The sequence below is a fragment of the Corynebacterium sp. SCR221107 genome, assembly GCF_027886475.1.
Taxonomy (GTDB): Bacteria; Actinomycetota; Actinomycetes; order Mycobacteriales; family Mycobacteriaceae; genus Corynebacterium.
This window is the reverse complement of record NZ_CP115670.1, coordinates 489068-506321: the sequence shown is the minus strand read 5'-3', so window position 1 is coordinate 506321 and position 17254 is coordinate 489068. Positions and strand designations below refer to the sequence as shown.

The window sequence follows — 17254 nt, the reverse complement described above, 5'->3', positions numbered from 1 at the left end:
GCTTTCCCGAAAGATCCTGCACCCGTGGGCATGGTGGATCTGGGCGTTGAGCATCGCCGGGGCAACCAGCCTGACCACAAATCCCTATGTATTGCTCTTAGCATTGTGCGCAATTTGTTTTGTGGTGATGGCGAGGCGCGATTCCTCGCCATGGGCCCGGGCCTTCCCGGTGTATCTCATGCTCGCCGCCGGAATCATCGTCTACCGCATCATCATGCATATCCTGGTGGGATCCAAGGTCGGCTCTACGCAGCTTTTCCGGATTCCCACGGTTGAGCTTCCTAGCTGGGCCGCGGGCATCAACCTCTTCGGCACCGTCTACGCCGAAGGCCTGCTCCAGGCGCTGACCCAAGGTTTGGTACTCGGCTGCATGATCGTGGCCATCGGTGCAGCCAACTCCCTTTCGCACCCCAGAGCCTTGGTCAAGGCACTGCCGGGCGCGCTGGGAGAGATCGGCACCGCACTGGTCATCGGCATCACCATCGCCCCGCAAATGGCCGAGTCGGCGGTGCGCATCAACCGCGCCCGGAAGCTGCGTGGCGACGATGGTCGGGGCATTCGCGGTTTCTTGCGGATTCTCATGCCCGTTTTCCAAGACACCCTGGACCGCTCTTTGGCGCTGGCGGCGTCGATGGATGCGCGCGGCTACGGCAGGCGCACCCACGCACCGAAGCTCCAGAGGCAGATCACCTTCGCCTTCGCGGGCCTGGGGCTCATGGGCGCTGCCATCGGGCTGTACGTGATCCTCGATGCCTCGGCGCCGATGTATGTCGCCGTGCCCATTGTGGTCACAGGCCTGGGATTCCTCGTGATTTCCATGGTGGTGGCAGGCCTTCGCAACCAGGCCACCAGCTACACCAAGATTTCCTGGGGCACCGGCGAGTGGCTGACCGTGACCTCAGGCCTAGTGCCGCTGCTTGCCGCCGCAGTAGAGCTGCAGCGCGACCCCACCTCAATGGTGACCTCCTGGATGCCGCTGCAGATGCCGGATCACATCCCCTACCTGCTGGTTCTGGGGTTGATGGTGGCCACCTTCCCTGGGTTTTTCACCCCGCGCCTGCCCCGCAATTCCCAGCGCCCCACCCGGCGCCGCACTCACGCTCTGGCCACAGGGCTCACTGTTGAGCCGGCCTCAACGGCAGTCTCTTCTCCCACCACCCGCCCGCGCCGCGCCCGCTTGCGGCGCGCCACCTCTTTCGATTCGGAGTAGCGCCCCATGAATTCCCCTGATTTCCCCGACACTGCGGTCTTTGCTCACACCTCCCACGCCCACCGCAGCCCGTGGTCCACGGAGCCGATTCTGGAGCTTTCGCATGTCAGCGCGCATTACCCAGCACTTGACCCGGGCGCGGATGACAAGGTCGGTCCTGCCCAGATCCACGATGTGAACCTCACGCTCAACGAGGGCGAGATCTTGCTGGTGATGGGGCGCACCGGAAGCGGAAAGTCGACGCTGCTTGGCACTATCACCGGTCAAATGCCGCACACCACGGGCGGGTTGCTGCGCGGTGCGGTGAAGGTGGTCGGGCGAGATACCCGCGACTATCCGCCGCGTTTGCTTTCCGACGTCATCGGTGTGGTGGGCCAGGATCCGCTCGCCGGTTTTGTCACCACCACCGTCGAGGAAGAGCTTGCCTATGGCATGGAGCAGCTTGGCTTGTCCCAGGACATCATGCGTAAGCGCGTGGAGGAAACCCTCGATCTTTTGGGACTTGCGGAGCTGCGCGGGGTGCCGCTTACGGACCTGTCCGGCGGTGAGCAGCAAAGGGTTGCCATCGGCGCTGTGCTTACCACCCGCCCGGCCCTGTTGGTGCTCGACGAACCGACCTCCGCGCTCGACCCTAATGGCGCCGAAGATGTGCTGGCCACCATCACCAAGCTCGCCCATGACCTGGGCATGACGGTGGTGCTGGCCGAGCACCGCATCGAGCGCGTGCTGGGCTACGTGGACAAGGTCGCCCACATCGGCGCCGATGGCACCGTCACGGTGGATAAGCCCGAGCGCGTCATGGAGCATTCGGATGTCGCCCCGCCCCTCATCGAACTGGGCCGGTGGGCAGGCTGGTCGCCACTTCCCCTCTCCATTCGGGAGGCACGCGCGCAATCGGCCGAGCTGCGCCGCAATTTGTACGGCCGCGGTCTCGTCGTCAAGCGAACGGCAGCCAGAGATGCCGCCGTGGCACTTCGCGCTTGCGACATCGTCGTCGACTACCCCGAGATCCGCGCGGTGGACGGGGTCAGCTTCAGCCTGCATGCAGGCGAAATCACCGCGCTGATGGGACGCAACGGCTGCGGCAAGTCCTCGCTGTTGTGGGCCTTGCAGGGAACCGGCAAGCGCACCCTGGGCCAGGTGGGCATCGCCCATGGTACCGGCGGATTCCTCGACCCGGCTTCGTTAAAGCCGGCCACCCGGCGCGAACTGGTCTCGATGGTGCCGCAAACCCCCACCGACATCCTCTATTCCCCCACCGTGGCCGAGGAATTAGCGCAAGCCGACCGCGACGCCGGGGCGCCGGAAGGAACCACCGAGAACATCTTGTCGACGCTCGTTCCCAACATCCAGACTGCGCTGCACCCGCGCGATCTTTCCGAGGGACAGAAGCTGGCCTTGGCGTTGAGTATCCAGCTGGCCGCACGGCCTGCCGTCTTGCTTTTCGACGAACCCACCCGCGGCCTCGACTACGACGGCAAGAAGGTCCTCGCCCGGCTTTTTGGTGAGCTGGCGATGTCCGGCCGCGCCATACTGGTGGTCACCCACGACGTGGAATTCGCCGCCCTGTGCGCCGATCGCGTGCTATTCATGGCCGGCGGCAAGCTCATTGCCGACGGCCCGGCCGTGGACATCCTGGCCGCCTCCCCGGCCTACGCACCCCAGGTGGCCAAGGTGACAGCCGGGGTCCATGATCCCTCGCAGTGGCTCACCGTCTCGGCGGTGCAGGCCTGCATGACGGGGTTGGTTTAAGTGGCTCTGTCTTTCGTGCACCGCGGCGATACCAGCAACGCCCCTTCGCACCGTGCTTCGAGGCCAAGTCGGTCAATCCCGCCCCGCGAGCATGCGGCGATGCGCATGCACCCGCGCTCCCTGGTGCTCATGGGAATCCTTGCGGTGTTTAGCCTCATGGTCTTTTTGTGGCCGCTTTTCATCAGCCCGGACTCGGTGCTCTCCGATTCGGCGCAGGCCCCGATCTACCTAGGCGTGCTGATCCCTTTGGTGCTGGCGATCGTGCTCAGTGAGATGAGCAGCGACGGCTTCGACGTTCGCGCGATCGCCATGCTCGGCGTGCTGTCGGCGGCGGTGGCAGTGGTGCGCCCCTTCGGCGCGGGCACCGCAGGATTTGAGACCGTCTTCTTCGTCATCATCTTGGGCGGACGCGCGTTCGGACCTGCCTTCGGCTTCATCCTGGGCAGCACCGGGCTTTTCGTTTCCGCGCTGGTCACAGCCGGCATCGGGCCGTGGCTTCCCTACCAGATGCTGGCCGCGGCGTGGGTGGGCTTCTTCGCTGGTCTGTTGCCGCACACGAAACGCCCCGGAGGGCTTGGTGAGCACCTTATCATCATCGCCTACGCATTTGTGGCCTGCCTTGCCTACGGCATAGTGATGAACATGAGCTTCTGGCCCTTTGCCGTGGGTGTTAGCACGGGCTTGTCCTTCGAGCCGGGCGCCACAGTCGCGCACAACCTGCACACGTTCTTGATCTTTAGCCTAACTACCTCACTCGGCTGGGATTTGGGGCGCGCATTCTTTACCTCCTTGCTGTTGGCTTTTACTATCCGGCCGGTCCTGGGCGCGCTGCGGCGTGCTTCCCGACGCGCCGCCTTCGGCGCCGAGGCGGCGTTTGAAGCCAAGATCTAGGACACGAGCGTCCAACCCGTAGGCTGCCGAGGGTTTTCCCAAGGTAAGTGACCGGCTTTGGGTATGAGGGAACCTTCCTTCATCATTGCCCTGAGCAACATACGCAGCCACGCGGGTGCAGCTGCTCAGCAATCCCAAGCGCCCACCTCTATTCGGTGGGTAGCCAAAGGTGCCTACCTCCGATGCCACTTTTCACCAATAATGGAGGGCACGAGGCCTCCCACAGTGTGCGCCAATTGGATTGCAGGACAAGGAGTGGGCGAATGGGAAACCAGCTCTCCATCGGCAGTAAGCGCCGCGCTTCGCCCCGCCGTCGTGAAAGCTGCATTTTGTGTCCTCGTATGTCCTACAATCGGCGCCATGTGCACGAGCTGAGCGCTCCGGGCAGGGCCGAAATGGCAGGAAGGCTCCTCCGGGTGCCTCGAACGGTTATCAGGAATCTTTGCACAACCAGCGTTGTCCTATCCTATCACCCATGAGATTGGCTATTGGGCAGAAAGCAATGGGAAGTTTTTGGTTGAAAGTCGCAAGGGTTGCCTGCCCCATATTCTTCTGGGGCGCGCTGGCCACCTATGCGCATGCTATTGACATTCATGCAGGGCAGCTTCCCCGCGAGGACGCCACACTCTTTGGCATCGAGCTCGTCCTGGGAATTCTGGCTATGGGTTGGGGTGTGCGCACGACTTTCAGGTCCCCTCTTGCCAAGGTCAGCATTATGGCTGGCGCGCTAGCACTGACCCTTGCGGTGGTGGTTTTCCATTGGACCGGGTTATCCTTTTTCCTCGTCGCCGGGGTTGCCACGCTCGTCCTCACCTTGATAGTCATCCACAAGGTCAAAGACACCCCGCCCAATACCCGAGCATGAAGACCCGGTTGCTTGAAAGAGATGACACTGTTGAGCTCCTCTTCGGTGTCATCTCCTTGCTGCTGCTGTTGTTTTTCATGTCCACCATCGAAGCGATGTGGTTTCTCATCGTCGGAACCCTTCTGCTGGCATCCATCAGGGTTGCATCTAGCAGCCCGCGGCGGTCACTCATGGTGTTTTGTTTCTCCCTTTTAGCCATGGGAAAGGTCGATCCAGGTTGGCTGCCATTTATCTCCATCGTCGCACTGCCCTATGCGGAGTACCTGTCAGCGCTAGGCAAGGTGACATATTCCTTGCTGGCGGGTGAATTCTTCCTGCTATGGGAGGCGTACTTGTTGTTCTCGGCAGGGCAAGCACATCGCGAGCTGGCCACATTCCTTTTAAAGGATCTCGGCATTTTTGCTTTTGCCATCCTCCTCGGCGCTGCACGCAATCTCTGGGAGGAGCGGACACGCCTCATTAATGAGGTTCATCACGATAGGATTCACAGCCTTCACGCAGAATTCGGAGCCTATCTCCACCAACACATCGCTTCGACGCTGGTTAAAATCATCTTGCTCGCGCGGGCTGGGCACAGCAACCCCCTACCGTATTGAGGAAAATTGAGGAAGACGCCGAATCAACTTTGTCTCTGGTGCGCTCATTCGTCGAAGACGGAATGCCAAGCGTCGACACTATGTCTAACGCGATCACGAGCACGCTGTCCATCATCGAACACTCGGGGTGGAAGGTGATCCGAAGCCTCGACGATGATTGGCCGTTGCTCCTCACCCAGTCAGATACCGTGGATGTTGCAGCCGAGCTTCTCCTCAATGCTCTGAAATACGGCGATCGTGGGATGCCCCTGGGGTTTTCGATACAACGGCGAACGACGACCTTCGTCATTGCCTGCACCGACGCCAGGGCAGACACATCGGAGCGGCCGGTGGGAGGCAACGGCCTCGGCCTAGAATTGATAAGACACAAAATCAATGCGCTTCAGGGCACGCTAGATATAGACATCGAACCCGGAAGGTGGACTGCGGTATGCACCATCCCACTAGAAGCGACCTCACGGTTCTCATAGTCGACGATGATGCCGAGCTCATCGAGCTTATTCGCCCAACGATTGAACAGTTGAGCACCGTCTTCAAGGTGGTCCCGGCGCATAGTGCCAGGCAGGCAAAGAATCAGCTAGCGCAATTTCTCATTGACGTCATACTGTGCGATATTGCAATGCCCGGTGAAGATGGCATCTCCCTCATCTCTTTTGCCCACGGGCTAAGCCCGCGGGTACCGTCGATCGCCTTTACGGCCCTCGGTGGTGGCCCGATCCTCGCTCAAGCCTTGCATGCGGGTGCCCAAGGATTTCTGCTAAAGACAGCACAAGCGTGGGAGTACGAGGCCGCCATCAATGCGGTGGCCAATGGCGCGACCTACATTTCGGCACAGCTGCTTGGGGATGTGCAAAAGTTCTTGCGACCACCATCGGAGGAATCCTTCCTCCTGGCCGATCTCACCGAGAATGAACGGAAAGTGGCCAACCTCGTCAAAGAGGGAATGACGAACCAACAAGTTGCACGCGCCTGTGGGTTGTCCCTATCGACTGTGAAGAAGTACGTTTCCAGCCTGCTGTCGAAGTTTGATTGCTCGTCACGCACGTCTCTTACTGTGAAGCTGGTGGAGACCGAGTTCTGGAGCCACTCCGCGAATGATCAGGTGTTTGCACAGTCTTCGCGTCTTTACGTTTACCCCTCTCCACAACGCTAGAAGCCCTGGTTCGTTCAGAAGAGCTAGAAAAAGGCTTGCCGCAGGCTCTCCCCCTTGGGATGTGCGGCAAGCCTTTATTTCCTGCTCGTGCCTAGAATCGCGGCAGGATTACAATCCCCGGATTGCCCAAGGTTGCCAAGATGCCGGTCATCAAGGCAAGGAGGGCGGCAAAAGCACCGAAGACGCCGAAACCAGAGGAGCTGCCCGTGGCCGCTGAAGGGGCCGCGACGGTGGAAAGGGCGGGTACGGTCTTACCGTCGCCTACCTTCCAGCCCTCCACCGAGCCTGCCTGCGGAGCGGAGTTGCTTGCACCAGTCGCGTTGTACACCCAGCTCACCTTGCCGTTATCACCCACCGTGCCGTTGAAATAGGACCAATAGACGGGGTTGGATTCGCTCCACGCCGGGGAAACCCCACTAATGCCGGTGACGTACTCGCCGTAAGAAGATGGGAGTGAATCCACGCTAAAGCCAGCATTGGTCGCGGCCGACTTCAGCGCATCGATGCCGGTGGCAAACTTGGTGGCGCAACCGCCGGTGGATGTGGCGGCATCGCCGGTTTCGATCTCCACCCACACGTTGTCGGCTTTGACGCACTCGGATGCGGTGGTGGGTACTTCGGCCGCTTGAGCCACAGCCGGAGTGAGGGCTGCGGCGCTAGCCGTGAGGGCAACGAGGGTGGCGGCCTTACGCAGGCCGCGTGGGGAGGTCTTCTTGAAAGAGATCAAGGAACTTCGCCTTTCTTTTCTCATTCATCGCCATGATTTGGTCCGGCTTTCACGGTTGCGGGACAGCTGCGGAATCTCGCCGCGATTCGCCTCATGGCGGTGGAATATTAAGGGGAATGCACGCGCGTGGGGATTGGTCGCACGCACGATGCGATGTCAACGTTAACCGCTCTATCCAGTGACAACCTAGCCAAGCAAACGTTGGCATACATGCGATAAAGCACACAAGAACCCCGCGATCCGCTTGCCTTCGTAGGCGGTGTACGGATAGCGGGGTTGCGCCATTCGGCTGCCTCATCGGAAGCCGAACGAGTGGTCTACGTCTTAGGCTGTAGTCGCGGCGACGGGCTTGGGGTCAACCGTCATGAGCTTGTCGCCTGCGGCGACGGTGCTTGGCAACGCCAGGGCCGGTAGGACCGGGCCGGTGCGCTTGGAGTTGGAGACCACAACGGGAGTGGTGACCTCGTAGCCTGCGGCCTTAATGCCGTCGATGTCGAACTCGCAGAGCACGTCGCCAGCCTTGACCTCGTCACCCTGCCGCGCCAGCGGGGTGAAATGCTGGCCCTTGAGGTTGACGGTGTCGAAACCGATATGCATGAGCACGTCCACGTTCTTGCCATCGGCGCCCTGGGTGCGCACCGCGAATGCGTGCCCGGAGGGGAAGGCAACGACGACCTTGCCGGATACTGGGGCGACCAGCTTGCCTTCAGTCGGGGTGATCGCAACGCCCTCACCCAGCTTGCCCTGGGCAAACATCGGGTCGGAGACTGCAGACAGCGGGGTGGCATTGCCGGTCAGCGGGGCGATGACAGCCAGTGCGTCAGCAGAAGCCTCAGCGGTGGAAGCTGCAGCGGCGGCGGCAGAGGCAGCTGCGTCAGCGGCCGGATTCTCGCCATCGGGGTCAATGGTGCCGTTCTTGGCCACGAGCGTGCGGCCATAGAGGTAGGCGGCGATGAAGGCGATAAAGAAGGTGGCAAAGGCGCAGATGAAGAACTGTCCGATGTCATTGGCGCGCATGGAAACGAAGCCGATGAAGCCTGCGGCACCCAGCGCGACTGCCTTGACGTCGAAGATGGCGATCAGGGTCGAGCCGATGGCAGCGGAGACGATACCGATGTAGAAAGGCCAGCGCAGGCGCAGGTTCACACCGAAGATGGCGGGCTCAGTGATACCGAAGACGGCGGACATACCCGAGGCACCAGCCAAGCCCTTGAGCTTCTCACTCTTGGCCAGGAAGAACACGGCCAGAGCCACAGCACCCTGGGCGATGTTGGCCATGGAGGCGGTTGCGAAGATGAAGGAACCACCCTGTCCCCACAGCATCGTCTCGATCGGCGGGAAGGACTGGTGCAGACCTGTGATGACGATCGGCGAGTAGATGAGGCCGAAGATGAAGCCACCAATCGGGCCGCCGAAGTCATAGAGGTTGGCCAGGCCGATGGCCAGCCAGTCGCCGAGGCTGCGCATGACCGGGCCAACGGCGATGAAGGTAAGGAAGCCGGTGATCAGCAGGGTAAGCACCGGGGTGACCAGGAAGTCGACGGTGCCCTTGAGGTGCTTGTGGAAGAACTTCTCAATGACAGACAGGATCCAGGAGACCAGCAGGATCGGCAGGACGGAGCCCTGGTAGCCGGCTTGGGCCACGTCGAGGCCGAAGAGGTTCCAGTATGTCATCTCACCATTGGCGATGGCCTCGGCCACGTTGTAGCCGTTGACCAGCGATGGGTAGACCATTGCCATGGCGATGCCGGCACCGAGGAACTCGTTGCCGCCGAAGCGCTTGGTAGCGGTAAAGCCCACCAGCACCGGCAGGAACGCAAACGGTGCGGAAGCCAGCAGGTTGATCATCTCCGAGACACCGGTGATGTTCGGGTACATCTCTACCAGGGACTCCGGGCCGAAGAGGTCCTTTGCGGTGAGCACGTTGTTGATAGCCATCAACAAACCGCCACCGACCAGAATCGGGATGAGCGGGACGAAGATGTCGGCGAGTGCCTTGATGGCGCGAGTAAACCAGCTGCCGCTCTTGGCGGCAACATTCTTCAGTTCCTCAGTGGTGACCGCGATGTTCTTCGACGTCATCGAGTCGAGTTCTTTGAACACGTTGTTGACGTCACCGGGGCCGACGATGATTTGATACATGCCACCGGTCTCAAAGGTTCCCTTAAGATCCGGATCATTGTCGAGAGCTGCCTGGTCGACATTCTTGCTGTCTTTCAAGACCAAGCGCAGGCGGGTCGCGCAGTGCGCGGCGGCGACAATGTTGTCTTCGCCGCCGATTGCTTGCAGAACGCGGCCTGCAACTTCCTTATGTTGCATGAAGTTCTCCTAAGAAGAAGTGGATAACACTCCTTATTCAATCGGAAAACCAACAGGAACACAACGGTTCTCACATCAACAATTAATTGTGTCCCAACCCACACCGGGGGTAGGAAACGCCGCAATACTAAATGTGATTTCACCATTCTGAGCTGTAATTTCACAAGTAGCGCCATCGAGCAGAATTTCCAGCTCACCGGGGCCACAAGCGATGGTTCGGGTATCTCCCCCATAGGTCACACTTAATACCTGTTGCCCGTTCGGAACGTAGTTTGCCGAAATTACCACCGAACCAGACATGTCGCGCGCCTCGAGTGTGACTTCTCCTTGTTTTAGCAGTTCACGGCGATAGCAAACCTTTGCACTGTGATGCTGACCACCGGTGCAAACGTTTTCGGGCACAACCAGACGTTGTCGCAGGTGAAGACCATAAAGCGTGAGTTCCCGCGGTACTGTGAGCGAATGCACCCACCCCTCCGCATCGACCGAAGGGGTGTCATCTTGAGCGGGAAGTCCCATCCAACCAAAAAGCACATAGGTCTCAGGAACCTCCGCTTCATCGAGCGCTACGACCTGCGGGGCGTAGAACTGGTGCCCGTAGTCGAGCTCGCTAAATCCGCGCACCACATGGAAAGTCGTATCCTCGAGGTGCCCCACGATGTAGCCGCATTGATCGCTGGAGGCATAGTGCGTACATCCCGCCTCGTCGACGACTTTGTCGAGGCCTTGCGGGCAGATGATGAGCACCTCGAAGCGCTCCCCGCTTTGCTGATCGCGGATGCTAAACAGGTTGGGACATTCCCACATGTAGCCACCGGGAATGAGATCGGGCGACAGACCCGGCACGGCTTCGGAAAGGTCGAATTCCACCTCGCCGGCAAACTCCCATTGTTCCAGGTCGTCGGAGCGATAGAGCACCACCGCGCCGGTCTCGTCCGCGCGCTGCGCGCCGATGACCATGCGATATTTCTTGTGCCCAGGCTTGTCGGCGTCGGGATCGAGCGTGATCATTGGATCGCGGTAGTGGGCGGTGTATCCGGCCGCCGGGCCGTCAATGAGGGGATTGGCCGTACTGCGGCGATACACGCCGCCCAGCGCCGAATTGGGTTCGGCAACATCGACGCTGTTTTGCGTTGCAATGCGTACCACTTCCCCGTTGGCGTCAACCTTTTTGAGGTTGCCGGTGTAAAACAGGCGAACGTCGCCGCGCTCGTCGCGCACCGCGCCGCCGGAGTAGCAGCCGTTGGCGTCGTAGGCCGCGTCCGGATACAAGGCATCGGGATGATGGGTCCACACCCCGTTCCATTCGGTGATGCGGGAGCTTTGTGCACTATCGTCGCCGTGAGAGCCTTGAGCACTGTGAGCACTGGTTTCTGCAGGTTGCGCCAGTGCCCCCAAGGGGGTGCTGACATGCCCCCAGCCGGTGCGCTTAGCACCGAAGGGAAAGGCAGGATCCTTCTGATAATACACGTGAAGGATCCCGTCCTCGATAAACAGTCCGTTGGGGTCGTTGAGGCGGCCGGTGGGCGCGGTGATATGCAGGCGCGGGCGGAAATCGGTCATGGCTTCCATACTATGGAGTTTTCCACCACCTCGGGGTCGTTGCCGTGGCGCGTGATTGCGCACGCAAACCTTTGCCCCATGCTCACTTGCGCATGGCGCTTTCCGACGCCTACGGTCGCTCGCCTTCAGTACGTGACAATGCCTGACAATGTCACGAACAAATACTCCATCGAGCCCTGCCTCCCGATACCGCCCAGCGGCGATAATCTCTCGCCTAGCTGCATGATCCTCAGCCGTTGCGCTTGGCTGTGACCGCGTAGCCGGTCATCGACAGCGAACCGCCAGTGCGCGACTCGTTGAAGGCGCTGATGTCCCCGCCAAGAGCGTCTGCGACTCCGGCGATGTAGGCCAGGGGTAGGAAGTGATCCGGGGTCGGCACGGCCTTCATAAAGTCAGGATCCTCATATAGCTGCGGGATACGGTCGGGACTGGCCAACATCAGCTCGTGCGCCTTCTCGTCGAAACGATCGGCCCATTCAAAACCGGCATCACCCATGTGCGGGTTATACATCCGCAGATTGTGAACAACATTTCCGCTACCCAAGATGAGGACGTTGTTTTCCTTCGCTAACGTGGCCAACCGGGCACCGAGGGCAAAGTGCTCCTCATATGGTTTCGTGCCGTCGATGGACAACTGGATGACGGGAATATTTGCCTCGGGGTAGATATGGCGCAGCACCGACCACGTTCCGTGGTCTAACCCCCAGGAATGATCTTGGCTCACCAAGGTTGGCTTGGCAACCTCTTCGACGAGCGCGGCTATTTCGGGGTCGCCGGGGGCTCCATAAACAACCCGATTGAGCTCATCCGGAAAGCCCCAAAAATCGTGGATTGTGCGAGGATGTTCCATCGCAGTCACGCCGGTGCCCTGGGTATACCAGTGAGCCGAGACGCTCAGCACCGCGCGCGGGGTAGCCTGCTTGCCTATTTCATTCCACGAACGAGTAAAGGAGTTTTCCTCAATGGCGTTCATAGGCGAACCATGGCCGACGAAAACGGCCGCCAGGCCGGAGCTATCAGGGGTAGGGCGAAAAGATTCATCAAAAGATTTTGTGGTCATGTCATACACCCTAGCCTTGTTGAAACCCCTTGACAATGGACAATCCCCCAACGGCCCTATCTCTTTGCTCACCTTTACGCGGCGACAGGGATGACAAGGAAGAGGTACACCGAGTCCACGCTGGTGGCGTGCCGAGGAATAGCCAGGACGCAAACACGACGACCCCCTGGCTTAACGGGCGTGCAATCAGGAGCGGACACAACCGCCGTGGTCGCGAGATACCCCGCCACCGGCACGCCGCCCGGGTAATGCTGAACACGCCATGCACGAGCGAAGTAAATCGGCAGAGTTGGAAACAGCTACGGCCAAGCCGCGTTGCTTTTCTGCGACACAGGCGGCGTCGTTAAGCAATAGCACTGAAGGCCGCAAGCACCATCAGCACAGGATAGGCCCACAACAAACCCCAGTGACTCGAGCGATCATCCTCGATCGTGGTCGAGCGATAGTGAAGGAAAACCGTACCCAGTGCCGGGGCCACAAGCAAGGATGCGCCGAGCAAGCCGGCCGTCATCATCATCGTGTTTTCCCGGGCGGAAAGGAACCAGAACACCAAGAAGAACGCAAAGACGAAAAGCCCCACATAAACCAAACCAAAGCGCACGCCCACGCACAGCAGCACCAGCCATAACACCGCCCCGACGATAGCGAGCACCTTCAAGCCACCCGACTTGGTAGTCTCCAAAGCCTTTGCCAAAAGGAAGCACACAACAAAAGCCCACACAAGATTCTGCGAAGAAAAATCGAAGGCGCGCTGTGATACCGCCAAGTCGTAAGGCACCTCCGCGACAAGCGCCGCTGCGGCAATCCACCCCAGCATCGCCCAGGATCCCGCATGCGCCCGGTACTGGTGAACAAAACACCAGGTGAGAATGGGCAACCCAGCCCAGCTGAGAACCTCAAAAAGGATCGCAGCCGAAAGATCAGCCAGGCTTGCAGCCGATGGATCATCGACCCGCAGGTTGGCCCACACCATGCCGATTACCGAAGCGATAAGGAAGCCGTAGCCGATTCCAATCAGGGCCTTAAGGCTCAGCCCCCGGCCCCGCCCACCCGGCTGCACTCCCCGATCATCTCCGGCCGAGCTTCGAGCCCGTGACGGGAAATCGGCCTTAGCGGCAACCCTCGTGTTATTAGCATTGGCGCGCGCTTTCGCGGACATGAGCGATCCTTCCCTGGTTAAAGACACAGGCACGCGGACCCAAGGAGGGCACCTTGGACCCGCGTGCGAAACCTTTTGATTGAGGCTACTAGCCCTTCACGGAGCCTGCCATGGACTCCTGGTAGTAGCGCTGCATGACGATAAAGAGGATGACGATCGGAATGGACACGCACACGGCACCCGCGGCGAAGCGCGCGAACCAGTCGTGGATGTATTCCTTCTCCAGCATCTTCCACAGGCCAAGGGCGACCGTGTAGTTGTCCTGGGTGCGCGCGATGGCCTTGGCAAGCACGAAGTCCAGCCAAGGGGTAAGGAAGCCAACGATGGCCTGGTAGACGATCATGGGCTTGGCGATCGGGATAATGATCTTGGTGAACACCTGCCAGCGGGTGCAACCATCAAGGTAGGCGGCCTCATCTAGCGATGCCGGGATGGTATCCATGAAGCCCTTCATGATGTAGAAGCCGGCACCGGTGCCCGCGGAGTAGACGATAATCAGGGCCACGTTAGTGAGGTTGCCCTCGGTCAGGCCCATCGACTTCAGGATGAAGTAGATGGCGACCACGGCCATGATGCCCGGGAACATACCCAAGATCAGGGCGACGTTCATGTAAACCTTGCGGAAGCGGAAGCGCATGCGCGACAAGGCGAAGGACACCATGAGCACGAAGGCGACGCTAATAAGGCAGGTGAAGATGGCCACGATGAAGGTGTTCATGAACATCTTCGGGAAGTTGAGCACCTGGGTCTCCGTAAACAACTTCCGGTAGTTATCCAGCGTGTAGTCCGTGGGGAAGAAGGTAGCGTTAAACGGTGCGGTGTTCTTGTTGAAGCTTTCCGCAACCACCCACACGATCGGGATGACCCAGATGATCGCCATGATGGCGAGGAACACGTGGGTGGCAACATCAGCGATTCGGCGTGAGGTCCGAATGTTGTGCATCTTCTCGCTCACTGGAATCCCTCCTCATTCTTGTAGGATCCGCTTCGGCGGTAGGTAATAAGGGCGACCACCGACAGCACGATGAAGGTGAAGATACCGATGACGGCGCCGACGTTGTAGTCGCCGCGGTCGACGGTCAGCTTATACAGCCAGGTGATCAGAAGGTCGGTCTTGCCGGCGGAGTCCCCGACAGGGGTCGGGGCGCCACCAGAGAGCAGATAGATGACGTTGAAGTTATTCACGTTGGCCGTGAAAGTGGTGATGAGATAGGGGGTCATCACGAACAGCATGTACGGCATGGTCACGCTGCGGAAGGTCTGCCACCACGAGGCACCGTCGAGGCGGGCGGCCTCATAGAGCTCACCGGGGATATTCTGCAAGATACCGGTGACCTGCATGATGGTGTACGGGATACCGATCCAGAGGTTGATCACGATGACCGTGACGCGCGCCCAAGTGGTGTCGGTAAAGAAAGGAAGCGGGCTGTCGATGAGACCGGCACCGGACAACAGTCGGTTGACGGCTCCTTCCGGCTGCAGCATCGAGCGCAGAACTAGGAGGGAGACGAACTGCGGGACGGCCACTGAAAGGGAGAAGATGGCGCGCCAGAAGCCCTTGCCCCACGTGGTGCGACGGTTGATGAGCATCGCCATGAACATGCCCAAGAAGTAGTTCAGGAAGGTGGCAAAAAAGGCCCACACCAGCGTCCAAATAAGGACGGAGACGAACAGCTTCAGGTTCACCGTGCCGCCGTCGTTGGACAGCACCTTGCCAAAGTTTTCAAATCCCACCCATTTAAACTGCTGCGGGTTCTTCGAGTCGAAGCTGGTAAAGGCCATCGAGATCATGAAGATCAGCGGCAAGATCGTAAACAGCAGGATGCCCGCCGTGGGAAGGCTCATGAACAAGATGGGTGCATCATCGTCGGTGAGTGCGCGCAGGTCCTCACCGAGCGTGCGTGCCCGGCCGGTTCGCTCAGCATATGCCTGCGCCTTGTACGCCGAACGCAGGGCCACGGTTGCGAACCAAATGAAGATGAGGATGAAGAAGATCGTGGCGATGCCGTTGAGCAGCACAACGGTGGAGGGGTCTGAGTTGGTGTACACCCAGAAGCCATTGACCTTCTCGCGGGTTTGTCCACCGCCGCCCAGGCTCGGGAACTCCTCGAGCGCCTTGACGCCCTTGGTGACAAAGTAATAGATCGCCGCGATCTCGATGGCAAGGAACGCGATGCCCTTGAGGTATTGCTTTCGAACGAGATTACCGAGACCGAAGACCAGCAGCGATGCCTTGGTTAGCGCATCGCCGTACTTCCAAGCATTGGCGAGACCATACTCTGAGTAATTATCGTCGCTTCTGCGGGTCCGGCGTTGATTGTCCCCCGGCGAATCCGCCTTGGGGAGGAGCCCCACCTTCATGGCTCCACTTCCTTTCGTCAGGACTAATGTGCGCCGACGAGGGCGCATTTCATGCATGAAAAATGCCCCACGCTCTTCTGGTTTATCGAAGAGCGTGGGGCAATAGGCGCTTCAAGATTATCCGCGCCGAGCCAGGGCCCTTGCGGCCAGAGCTTTACTTGTAAGCAGCCATCCAGGCGTCGGTCTTCTCGGCGGCGTTATCGGCAGTGACCTCACCGTTCATGATGGCCTTGCCGAAGTTCTCCGCCGGATCCCAGAAGTCGGACATTGCCTTGAATGTCGGCTGGAGGATGGAGTTGCTGCCGACGGTCTCAAACAGGGCAACAGCGACCGGGTCTGCAGAGACTTCCTCGTCGGTGGCCAGGGTCTGGTCAGCCGGGATGACACCGTTCTTCTGGAAGTGGATCTTCTGCGACTCGCTCGAAGCCAGGAACTCAGCAAACTTTGCGGCCACCTGCGGGTTGGAGGTGTTCGGGTTGTAACCGATGGCCTTGGAACCGGAGAAGGCCTTCATTTGCACCTGCTCACCACCGAGGGTGAAGGTCGGCAGGGTGGCAACAGCGTAGTTGTCGCCGAGGGCTTCCTGAGCGTTCTTGGAGTCCCACGCACCGGAGAAGACAACATCAACGGCGCCGCTTGCCAGTCCGCCCATGCCGGCGCCGTCGGCATCATTGACGAAGTTCGGGTTGGCAGCGACGTCGACCAAGTACTTGGTCACATCGGCAGCCTTATCGCCGAGGTTAATTCCGGCGTCCTCTTGCAGTCCATCCTCGCCGAAGAAGGTAGCACCAGCGCCTGCGTAGAAGGCTGGGAGGTACCAGGAGTTCGAGATCGGGAAGGAGACCTTAGCCTTTTCCAGCATGGTGTCGAAGCTCTTGACGTCCTCGGCCGACAGCTTGGACTTGTTGTAGTACATGAACCAGGTGTTTGGCTCGACGGGCAGGCCATAGCTTTCGCCGTCGGGGCCTTGGATCGAGGCCGCCAGGGTATCGGAGGCCTGCTCCTTCAGCTGTGCCATGCCATCATCGGAAAGCTGACCGACGGCACCTGCATCCAGCAAAGCGCCGAGCTGGTCGTTGGCGTAGTAGTAGACGTCGGCTGCCGCGGCCGGGTCCTGATTGACGGTGGTTCCGGCGTCAGCAGAAGAAACGACGGAGTTCTTGAAGGTGATGTCCAGATCCGGGTTTTCCTCCTGGAACTTCTTCTCCATGGTCTGCAGCCAAGCATTGTCATCCGTCTGATCCTCTTGGGAGGTCCACACGGTGAGGGTCACTGCACCCGATGCGCTAGCTGCGTTGTCGCCGCTAGAGTCAGAGGAAGAGCTGTCGGAGCTGCAGGCTACGAGGCTTGCGCTACCCAGTGCGGCCGCCAGAACTGCGCCCATTACCTTCCGCTTGTTGATCATCGCGAAATTCACCACTTTCGATCTGTTGGGGTCACTGCCCTTTAACTGCAAGGATCCCCGCTTGGTTGGAAGAAGCGTGGGAACTCATATCGCCACGTGCGCCACAATGTGGCCGCGGCTCGGGCTTAAAGTCCGGGTTCGCTTCACTAATGACTAATTTAAGCACAGTGACCGCTATCCAAGATAGAGGCGT

General features: G+C 59.8%; 15 protein-coding genes. 7 read left to right on the top strand and 8 right to left on the bottom strand.

Annotation, left to right across the window (positions count from 1 at the left end):
• Positions 1-13: 13 nt before the first annotated feature.
• The 7 genes from PAB09_RS02385 to PAB09_RS02355 all read left to right on the top strand — a co-directional run bounded on the left by PAB09_RS02385 (position 14) and on the right by PAB09_RS02355 (position 6467).
• Positions 14-1210, top strand: coding sequence for an energy-coupling factor transporter transmembrane component T family protein (locus tag PAB09_RS02385; RefSeq protein WP_271035245.1), 1197 nt, complete (start codon positions 14-16; stop codon positions 1208-1210).
• 6 nt (positions 1211-1216) lie between these two features.
• A complete protein-coding gene (locus PAB09_RS02380; RefSeq protein ID WP_271034492.1) occupies positions 1217-2962 on the top strand; it encodes an ABC transporter ATP-binding protein in 1746 nt (581 codons plus the stop codon).
• Between the two features lie 99 nt (positions 2963-3061).
• The gene (locus tag PAB09_RS02375) at positions 3062-3853 is read left to right on the top strand and encodes an ECF transporter S component (protein WP_271034491.1); all 792 of its coding nucleotides are present in this window, start codon (positions 3062-3064) and stop codon (positions 3851-3853) included.
• Between the two features lie 475 nt (positions 3854-4328).
• Complete coding sequence (locus PAB09_RS02370) at positions 4329-4718, top strand: hypothetical protein (protein ID WP_271034490.1); 390 nt, start codon at positions 4329-4331, stop codon at positions 4716-4718.
• Positions 4715-5314, top strand: a complete 600-nt coding sequence (locus tag PAB09_RS02365) for a hypothetical protein (RefSeq protein ID WP_271034489.1) — start codon at positions 4715-4717, stop codon at positions 5312-5314. The genes PAB09_RS02370 and PAB09_RS02365 overlap by 4 nt, the downstream gene beginning before the upstream one ends.
• A gap of 80 nt (positions 5315-5394) precedes the next feature.
• Positions 5395-5784 carry an ATP-binding protein gene (locus PAB09_RS02360; protein WP_271034488.1) on the top strand — a complete coding sequence of 130 codons (390 nt, stop codon included), beginning with the start codon at positions 5395-5397 and terminating at the stop codon, positions 5782-5784.
• The gene (locus tag PAB09_RS02355) at positions 5745-6467 is read left to right on the top strand and encodes a response regulator transcription factor (protein ID WP_271034487.1); all 723 of its coding nucleotides are present in this window, start codon (positions 5745-5747) and stop codon (positions 6465-6467) included. The genes PAB09_RS02360 and PAB09_RS02355 overlap by 40 nt, the downstream gene beginning before the upstream one ends.
• Before the next feature lie 91 nt (positions 6468-6558).
• On the opposite strand, the gene PAB09_RS02350 is transcribed toward PAB09_RS02355, so the two are convergent.
• The 8 genes from PAB09_RS02350 to PAB09_RS02315 form a co-directional block, all read right to left on the bottom strand.
• Positions 6559-7194 (bottom strand): hypothetical protein, encoded by a 636-nt coding sequence (locus tag PAB09_RS02350; RefSeq protein WP_271034486.1) that lies wholly within the window; start codon positions 7192-7194, stop codon positions 6559-6561.
• A 324-nt stretch (positions 7195-7518) separates the two neighbouring features.
• Positions 7519-9513: a sucrose-specific PTS transporter subunit IIBC gene (locus PAB09_RS02345; RefSeq protein ID WP_271034485.1), complete on the bottom strand. Its 1995-nt coding sequence runs from the start codon at positions 9511-9513 to the stop codon at positions 7519-7521.
• Between the two features lie 75 nt (positions 9514-9588).
• Complete coding sequence (locus PAB09_RS02340) at positions 9589-11076, bottom strand: glycoside hydrolase family 32 protein (protein ID WP_271034484.1); 1488 nt, start codon at positions 11074-11076, stop codon at positions 9589-9591.
• A 229-nt stretch (positions 11077-11305) separates the two neighbouring features.
• Positions 11306-12136 (bottom strand): 4,5-DOPA dioxygenase extradiol, encoded by an 831-nt coding sequence (gene ygiD / locus PAB09_RS02335; protein ID WP_271034483.1) that lies wholly within the window; start codon positions 12134-12136, stop codon positions 11306-11308.
• Positions 12137-12479: 343 nt separating this feature from the next.
• Positions 12480-13295, bottom strand: coding sequence for a TraX family protein (locus PAB09_RS02330; protein WP_271034482.1), 816 nt, complete (start codon positions 13293-13295; stop codon positions 12480-12482).
• 88 nt (positions 13296-13383) lie between these two features.
• Positions 13384-14238 carry a sugar ABC transporter permease gene (locus tag PAB09_RS02325; RefSeq protein ID WP_271035244.1) on the bottom strand — a complete coding sequence of 285 codons (855 nt, stop codon included), beginning with the start codon at positions 14236-14238 and terminating at the stop codon, positions 13384-13386.
• Positions 14239-14246: 8 nt separating this feature from the next.
• Positions 14247-15656: a carbohydrate ABC transporter permease gene (locus PAB09_RS02320; RefSeq protein ID WP_271034481.1), complete on the bottom strand. Its 1410-nt coding sequence runs from the start codon at positions 15654-15656 to the stop codon at positions 14247-14249.
• A gap of 154 nt (positions 15657-15810) precedes the next feature.
• Positions 15811-17040 (bottom strand): extracellular solute-binding protein, encoded by a 1230-nt coding sequence (locus tag PAB09_RS02315; protein ID WP_271034480.1) that lies wholly within the window; start codon positions 17038-17040, stop codon positions 15811-15813.
• Between the last annotated feature and the right edge of the window lie 214 nt (positions 17041-17254).

Excerpts from the sequence above, each read along its gene's own strand:
- PAB09_RS02345 (WP_271034485.1), bottom strand. The coding sequence starts at position 9,513 with ATGCAACATAAGGAAGTTGCAGGCCGCGTTCTGCAAGCAATCGGCGGC.
- PAB09_RS02375 (WP_271034491.1), top strand. The coding sequence starts at position 3,062 with ATGCGCATGCACCCGCGCTCCCTGGTGCTCATGGGAATCCTTGCGGTG.
- PAB09_RS02340 (WP_271034484.1), bottom strand. The coding sequence starts at position 11,076 with ATGACCGATTTCCGCCCGCGCCTGCATATCACCGCGCCCACCGGCCGC.
- ygiD (WP_271034483.1), bottom strand. The coding sequence starts at position 12,136 with ATGACCACAAAATCTTTTGATGAATCTTTTCGCCCTACCCCTGATAGC.
- PAB09_RS02315 (WP_271034480.1), bottom strand. The coding sequence starts at position 17,040 with ATGGGCGCAGTTCTGGCGGCCGCACTGGGTAGCGCAAGCCTCGTAGCC.
- PAB09_RS02355 (WP_271034487.1), top strand. The coding sequence starts at position 5,745 with ATGCACCATCCCACTAGAAGCGACCTCACGGTTCTCATAGTCGACGAT.
- PAB09_RS02365 (WP_271034489.1), top strand. The coding sequence starts at position 4,715 with ATGAAGACCCGGTTGCTTGAAAGAGATGACACTGTTGAGCTCCTCTTC.
- PAB09_RS02380 (WP_271034492.1), top strand. The coding sequence starts at position 1,217 with ATGAATTCCCCTGATTTCCCCGACACTGCGGTCTTTGCTCACACCTCC.
- PAB09_RS02330 (WP_271034482.1), bottom strand. The coding sequence starts at position 13,295 with ATGTCCGCGAAAGCGCGCGCCAATGCTAATAACACGAGGGTTGCCGCT.
- PAB09_RS02325 (WP_271035244.1), bottom strand. The coding sequence starts at position 14,238 with ATGCACAACATTCGGACCTCACGCCGAATCGCTGATGTTGCCACCCAC.
- PAB09_RS02320 (WP_271034481.1), bottom strand. The coding sequence starts at position 15,656 with ATGAAGGTGGGGCTCCTCCCCAAGGCGGATTCGCCGGGGGACAATCAA.
- PAB09_RS02370 (WP_271034490.1), top strand. The coding sequence starts at position 4,329 with ATGAGATTGGCTATTGGGCAGAAAGCAATGGGAAGTTTTTGGTTGAAA.
- PAB09_RS02360 (WP_271034488.1), top strand. The coding sequence starts at position 5,395 with ATGTCTAACGCGATCACGAGCACGCTGTCCATCATCGAACACTCGGGG.